The sequence below is a fragment of the Mesorhizobium sp. M2A.F.Ca.ET.067.02.1.1 genome (assembly GCF_004023285.1).
Lineage (GTDB): Bacteria > Pseudomonadota > Alphaproteobacteria > Rhizobiales > Rhizobiaceae > Mesorhizobium.
Genome location: NZ_RZSB01000293.1, coordinates 1 through 6,807, shown reverse-complemented (window position 1 = coordinate 6,807; position 6,807 = coordinate 1). Strand labels below are relative to the sequence as shown.

Annotated in this window: 6 protein-coding genes and 1 pseudogene; 3 read left to right on the top strand and 4 right to left on the bottom strand. The window is 64.4% G+C overall.

What is annotated here, in order from left to right:
- The 3 genes from coaBC to ubiE all read right to left on the bottom strand — a co-directional run.
- Window positions 1-1,448 (bottom strand): bifunctional phosphopantothenoylcysteine decarboxylase/phosphopantothenate--cysteine ligase CoaBC (gene coaBC / locus EOA28_RS19705; protein WP_210214949.1); only part of this gene is annotated, 1,448 nt, incomplete at its 3' end.
- A gap of 63 nt (window positions 1,449-1,511) precedes the next feature.
- Window positions 1,512-3,086: a 2-polyprenylphenol 6-hydroxylase gene (ubiB, locus tag EOA28_RS19700; RefSeq protein WP_127249562.1), complete on the bottom strand. Its 1,575-nt coding sequence runs from the start codon at window positions 3,084-3,086 to the stop codon at window positions 1,512-1,514.
- 57 nt (window positions 3,087-3,143) lie between these two features.
- Window positions 3,144-3,920, bottom strand: a complete 777-nt coding sequence (ubiE, locus tag EOA28_RS19695) for a bifunctional demethylmenaquinone methyltransferase/2-methoxy-6-polyprenyl-1,4-benzoquinol methylase UbiE (protein WP_127249561.1) — start codon at window positions 3,918-3,920, stop codon at window positions 3,144-3,146.
- 168 nt (window positions 3,921-4,088) lie between these two features.
- On the opposite strand from ubiE, the gene EOA28_RS19690 reads away from it, so the two are divergent.
- The 3 genes from EOA28_RS19690 to EOA28_RS19680 all read left to right on the top strand — a co-directional run bounded on the left by EOA28_RS19690 (window position 4,089) and on the right by EOA28_RS19680 (window position 6,534).
- Window positions 4,089-5,063 (top strand): adenosine deaminase, encoded by a 975-nt coding sequence (locus EOA28_RS19690; RefSeq protein ID WP_127249560.1) that lies wholly within the window; start codon window positions 4,089-4,091, stop codon window positions 5,061-5,063.
- 168 nt (window positions 5,064-5,231) lie between these two features.
- Window positions 5,232-5,861 (top strand): uracil phosphoribosyltransferase, encoded by a 630-nt coding sequence (gene upp / locus EOA28_RS19685; RefSeq protein ID WP_027165262.1) that lies wholly within the window; start codon window positions 5,232-5,234, stop codon window positions 5,859-5,861.
- A 106-nt stretch (window positions 5,862-5,967) separates the two neighbouring features.
- Complete coding sequence (locus tag EOA28_RS19680; protein ID WP_127249559.1) at window positions 5,968-6,534, top strand: TIGR02281 family clan AA aspartic protease; 567 nt, start codon at window positions 5,968-5,970, stop codon at window positions 6,532-6,534.
- Window positions 6,535-6,641: 107 nt separating this feature from the next.
- On the opposite strand, the pseudogene EOA28_RS41155 reads toward EOA28_RS19680, so the two are convergent.
- Window positions 6,642-6,807: pseudogene (locus EOA28_RS41155) on the bottom strand (thymidine phosphorylase); the annotation flags it as partial.

Below are 6,807 nucleotides of genomic sequence, written 5' to 3'. Positions count from 1 at the left end.
ATGAGCGCGGCGAGCCGCGCGGCCACCTCGTGCTTGCCCATCTCCGGCCACTCCTCGACGCCGGCCCTGGAGACGATGCGCACCTTGTTGCGGTCGCCGCCCATCACGCCCGACGGGCCGATGCCGCTTTCATGCGAGACGTCGTTGGCGACGATGAAGTCGGCGCCCTTTTTCTTGAGCTTGGCTTCGGCATTGGCGATCAGATCCTGCGTTTCGGCGGCGAAGCCGACGACAAGGCCAGGCCTCTGCGCATGATGGCCGATGCCGGCCAGGATGTCCGGGTTCTCGACCATCTGCAGCGAAGGCGGCCCTTTGCCCGCCACCTTCTTGATCTTCTCGCCGGCGGCATTGGCCGTGCGCCAATCGGCGACCGCCGCGACGAATATTGCGGCATCCGCCGGCAACAGGCTCTCGACCGCTTGATTCATCTGTGCGGCCGTTTCGACATGGGTGGTCGCGACGCCGACCGGGTCGGCGATGGTGACCGGACCGGAAACGAGCCGCACTTCGGCGCCAAGCTTCGCCAATGCCGCCGCGATGGCATGGCCCTGCTTGCCCGAAGAGCGGTTGGCGATGTAACGCACCGGATCGATCGGCTCATGCGTCGGCCCGGAGGTGACGATGATCCTGCGGCCGGCAAGCGGCTTCGGCCTCTCGTCAAGCATCGTCTCGATCGCGGCGACGATCTCCAGCGGTTCGGCCATGCGGCCCTCGCCCGCTTCGTTGCTTTCGGCCATCTCGCCTTTGGCGGGGCCGATAAAGGCGATGCCATCCTTCTGCAGCGTCGCCCGGTTGCGGCGTGTAGCGGCGTGCGCCCACATTTTCGGGTTCATCGCCGGCGCCATCAGCACCTTCTTGTCGGTGGCCAGAAGCACCGTCGAGGCGAGGTCGTTGGCATGGCCGTTGGCGAGCTTCGCCATCAGGTCGGCGGTGGCCGGCGCCACGACCAGCAGGTCGGCCTCGCGCGACAGCCTGATATGGCCGACATCGTGCTCGTCCTTGCGGTCGAACAGGTCGGTAAAGACGTGGTCGGCCGAAAGCGCGCCGACCGACAGCGTGGTGACGAATTCCTGCGCTGCCGAGGTCATCACCACCCGCACAGAAGCGGCGCGCTCGCGCAGCCGCCGTATCAGATCAAGCGATTTATAGGCGGCGATGCCGCCGCCGATGATCAGCAGGATGCGCTTGCCGGAGAGAGTCATGCGGCTTCCCACGGATTGGCCGCGCAGTGGCAGCTCAATATCAAAGCCGCCATGCGGCTCGACCAGACCGCGGATCGCCGCGTAAAGGCTCTCGCCCTCCGGCGCGGTCGCCGCTCCTGCGGACAGAACGCTTCTGCCCAGGATCTCGCGCGCCTGTTCTTCCATGGACACGCCGCGTGCTGCAGCACGTTCGCGCAATCTCTGCTTCACGTCGTCCGCTAGATTACGGACAGTAATCGTGCCCATGATCCCGTTCCAACCGTCAACTGCCTGCAACGCTAGCAAATTGGATGCTAGCATTGCAAGCACTCAGGGCAATTTCCACGCAATATAAATCAGCGTCAGCGCAATCACCCACAGCGCCACGCGGCCGGACCGGGTGTGGCGCGCTTCGGCCTTGCCGATGGCTTGAGCGGTCGCTTCGTCGAAGCGCAGGCCGTTCTCGGCCATCAGGTCGATCTCGCGCGACAGCCGGTCGGTGCGGGCTGCTAGGTCCGGCGCCTGCCTCGCCAGCGCCAGCAGCGCCTTGGCGCCGTCCCGCGCGTCGGTGAGCAGCCCGCGCGGGCCGAGATTGCCGGCGATCCAGTCGCCGACCACCGGTTCGGAGGTCTTCCACATGTTGAAGGCCGGATCGAGCGTGCGCGCGACACCTTCGACGACGACCATGGTCTTCTGCAGCAGGATCAGTTCCGGCCGCGTCGCCATGTCGAACAGCTCCGTGACCTCGAACAGCAAGGTCAGGAGCTTCGCCATTGAGATGGTGTCGGCCGACTGGCCGTGGATCGGCTCGCCGATGGCGCGGATCGCCTGCGCGAAGGCCGAGACATTGTGCTGGCGCGGCACATAGCCCGCCTCGAAATGCACCTCGGCGACGCGCTGATAGTCGCGCACGATGAAGCCGTAGAGGATCTCGGCGAGGAAACGCCGCTCCTTCTTGCCGAGCCGCCCGGCAATGCCGAGATCGACGGCGACGATGGTGCCGTCCGCCTCGACGAACAGGTTGCCCGGATGCATGTCGGCATGGAAGAAGCCGTCGCGCAGCGTGTGCCGCAGGAACGACTGGATGAGATTGGCGGCGATCGCCTTGAGGTCATGGCCGGCGGCGGCAAGGCCGGCGATGTCGTTCATCTTGACGCCGTCGATCCACTCCATGGTGAGCACGTCGCGGCCGGTCCGCTCCCAGTCGACCGCCGGCACGCGGAATGCCGGATCGTCCTTGGTGTTCTCGCCGAGCTCGGAAAGCGCAGCCGCCTCGAGCCGCAGGTCCATCTCGATCCTGGTGGTCTGCGCCAGCGTCTGCGTCACCTCGACCGGGCGCAGCCGGCGCGACGAGGGAATGTATTTTTCCTGCAGGCGGGCGGCGAGGAAATAGCTTTCGAGGTCCTGGAAGAAGCGGTGCCGCACGCCGGGCCGGATGACCTTCACCGCCACGCGCGAAGCAGTGCCCTCGCGCATGACCTCGGCCCTGTGCACCTGCGCGATCGAGGCCGCCGCCACCGGTTCGCCGAAGCCCAAATAGAGGTCGTCGATCCTGCGCCCGAGCGAGGCTTCGATCGCATGGACCGCTTCCGCCTTCGGGAAAGTATGCATTTTGTCCTGCAGCAGCGCGAGGTCGAGCGCCATGTCGTTGCCGACGACATCGGGCCGCGTTGCCAGGAACTGGCCGAGCTTGACATAGGAAGGCCCGAGCCGCACCACCGCGCGCGCCAGCCTGTCGCCGCGCTGATAGCTCAGCGCCCGCCGCCGGGTGAAAAGTCGCGCAACGCTCCAGCCGAATTTCGGCATGCCGGAGAGCTCCTCGCCCGGCAACGCCGCGACGACGCCCTCGCGGACCAGCACCCAGCCGGCCCGGGCGAGCCTGAAGGCGGCGCCGACGCTGCTCATTGGCCATCCCGATTCAAGAGGGCCTGTTTCAAGGGGGCCTGCTTCAAAGGTCCCGCCTCAAAGCTTCCAGCCGGAATGAAGGGCGGCGATGCCGCCCGAATAGTTGCGGAAGGTGACGCGATCGAAGCCGGCGCGGGCGATCATCGCCGCGAAATTCTGCTGGTTGGGGAACTTGCGGATGGATTCGACGAGGTAGGAATAGGGCTCGCCGTCGCCGGTCACCGCCTTGCCGATCCTGGGGATCGCGTTGAACGACCAGGCCTCATAGGCCTTGTCGAGCAGCGGCATCTCGACCTCCGAGAATTCAAGGCACAGAAACCGGCCGCCGCGCTTCAGCACGCGATAGGCTTCGGCAAGGGCGACCTCGATGCGCGGCACGTTGCGGATGCCGAAGGCGATCGTATAGGCGTCGAAGGTCTCGCTCTCGAACGGCAACTCCTCGGCATTGGCCTCGACGAAGTCGGTGTTTGCCGCAAGCCCCTGCTTCTCGGCGCGGTCGCGGCCGACGGAGAGCATGGAACCGTTGATGTCGAGCACGGTGGCATGGGCCTGGCGCTGGCTGGCTTCGACGATCCTGAAGGCGATGTCCCCGGTGCCGCCGGCGACATCGAGCACCTTCCAGCCCGGCCGTTTCGGCGGGTTCAGCCAGGCGACCATCGCGTCCTTCCACAACCGATGCAACCCGGCCGACATCAGATCGTTCATCAGGTCGTATCGATTGGCCACCTTATGGAAGACGTCATTGACCAGGGGCTGCTTCTCGCCTGCCCCGACCTTCCTGAAACCATAGGAGGTTTCCATGCCGCCCGCGGCCGTGGTTCTCTCAACTGACATTATTTTGATCCGTCATAAAACCGGCGGGACCATAGCCGATCGATGGTGCCGACGCTATTGTCCAAGGCGCGGTTTTCGGCCGCGCTTGCAAAACCCGGTCGAGAAAGGTCCCGCATGATTTTCCGGCCAGATTCCGTGCGAGAACAGCATGCTGGGCGCGATGACCGCATGATCTTGAAGGCCGAACTGCACTGCCACATCGAAGGCGCGGCGGCGCCCGAGCTTGTCGTTGCCCAGGCCCGCAAATATGGCAAGGATCCTTCGCCCTATATCCAAGATGGCTCCTTCGTCTGGCACGATTTCACCTCCTTTCTCGCCGCTTATGATTTCGCGTCCGACCTGTTTCGCACGGAAGACGATTATGCGCGTCTCGCCGACTATTATCTGACCAGCCTCGCTCGCGACGGCGCCATCTATTCCGAGGTCTTCACCTCGCCGGACCATGCGAAGAAGGCTGGCCTCTCGCCAAAAGCCTATACCGATGCGCTGGGCGAAGGCATGGCCCGCGCCAAGGCCAAGACAGGGATCGAAGGCCGCATGATCGTCACCGGCGTGCGCCATGTCGGGGTCGAGGCGATCGAGCAGGCCGCACGCTTCGCGGCGCGCTGCGGCCATCCGCTGGTGACCGGTTTCGGCGTGGCCGGCGACGAGCGCATTGGCGATTTCGAGGACTATGTGCGCGCCTTCGAGATCGCGCGTGAAGCCGGCCTCGGCATCACCATCCATGCCGGCGAGCTGATGGGTTGGGAAAGTGTTCATGCCGCCCTTGACCACATCCGCCCCTCCCGCATCGGCCATGGCGTGCGCGCCATCGAGAACCCGGACCTCGTGCGCCGCATCGCCGCCGAGGGGGTGGTGCTGGAATGCTGCCCGGGCTCCAACATCGCGCTGAAAGTCTTCGACAGCTTCGCCGACCATCCCTTTCCGGCGCTGCGCGCCGCCGGCTGCAAGGTGACGCTCAACTCCGACGACCCGCCCTATTTCTGGACTTCGCTGAAGCGCGAATACGATATCGCGGCCGAGCATTTCCGCATGGACGACAAGGCGCTTACCGCCGTGACGCGGACGGCCATCGAGGCGGCGTTCGTGGACAAGAAGACTAAGGCTATGCTGCTGAGCAGACTCGACGCTCGCGGCCGGTGAATGGTGAATGGTGAATGGTGAATGGTGAATGGTGAATGGTGAATGGTGAATGGTTGGTTTGCCGGCGCGCTTCGGCATGTCAAGGCAATCGTAGAACCATCAGGACTCGCAAACCCGCTTACTATTCACTATTCACTATTCACTATTCACCACTCACTGGAGCAGACCATGCAGGGCGTCACCGTCGTCGACCACCCCCTTGTCCAGCACAAGCTGACCATCATGCGCAAGAAGGAGACCTCGACGGCCGGCTTCCGGCGGCTGCTGCGCGAGATCTCGCTGCTGCTCGGCTATGAAGTGACCCGTAATCTCGAGCTGACCACGACCATGATCGAGACGCCGATCGAGGAGATGGAGGCGCCGACGCTGGAAGGCAAGAAACTGGTCTTCGCCTCGGTGCTGCGCGCCGGCAATGGCCTGCTCGAGGGCCTGCTCGATCTGGTGCCAGCCGCCCGCGTCGCCCATATCGGCCTCTACCGCGACCATGAGACCCTGGAAGCCGTCGAATATTTCTTCAAGGCGCCGAGCGACCTTGCCGACCGCCTGGTGATCGTCGTCGATCCGATGCTGGCGACCGCCAATTCGGCGATTGCCGCGATCGATAAGCTGAAGGGACGCGGCGCCACCAACATCCGCTTCCTCTGCCTGCTTGCCGCCCCCGAAGGCATCGAGCGCTTCACCAAGGCGCATCCGGACGTGCCGATCTTCACCGCCTCGATCGACCGCCAGCTGAACGACAAGGGCTATATCATGCCCGGCCTCGGCGACGCCGGCGATCGCATGTACGGGACAAAGTGAGCGCATCCGTTTACCGCGCGTTTACACAACCGCGCGGTTCCGGCGCACATTAAAGCGGCAAACACCATGCCAGCGTTAGGATGTTGCCTTGATCCAAGGGGCATCCATGCTGCGCAAGCTTCTCATCCTCGGTATTTTTGCCGGAACCTCGGCCTCGATTCCGATCGTCTTTCAGGCCAATCCGCATCTGGTGGACGGACTGCTCAAATCGACCGATGCCGCGCGGCCGGCGGCGCCGAAGTCCGAGCCCCAGGTCAATCTCGCCTCGGTCGCGGCCAAACCGGCCACGCCGATGCCGCTTGGCCGGCAGGTTCTGGTCAATGCCGATGCCCGCGGCCATTTCACGTCGCAGTTCAAGCTCAACGGCCGGCAGATCGACGGCATGATCGACACCGGCGCGACACTGGTCGCCATCAACGCCTCGACCGCGCGCAGGATCGGCATCTCGCTCAACCCGTCAGATTTCAATCAACAGGCGAACACCGCCAATGGGGCGATCAAGGCCGCTGTTGTGACAGTCGACCACCTGCAGATCGGCAAGATCTCGGTCGACAACGTCCAGGCGATGGTGCTTGACGACCGGGCGCTGCAGACCAACCTCATCGGCATGAGCTTCCTGCAGCGGTTGCAGAAATACCAGGTCCAGGACGGCGCGCTGCTGCTCGTCCAGTAAGTGTCATAAGCAATTCCAGGAAAAGTGTGCAGCGGTTTTCCGTCCGGAATTGCGTCAAAACAAAACAGATAAAGCAGGTCACCGTTTCCGCGAAACGGTGACCTGCTTTATCGCGCCAATATCCGCCTGAGCACGGTCTTCTCGGCGGGCGGCTTGGAACCTCCGATCGTATAAGCGGCACGCACGGCCGCCGCTGCCGCCTCGGCCTCCGCGTCTGTGCGGGCGTGCACCAGCGCCAGCGCCTCGCCTGAGCGCGCCTCGGCGCCGACCCGC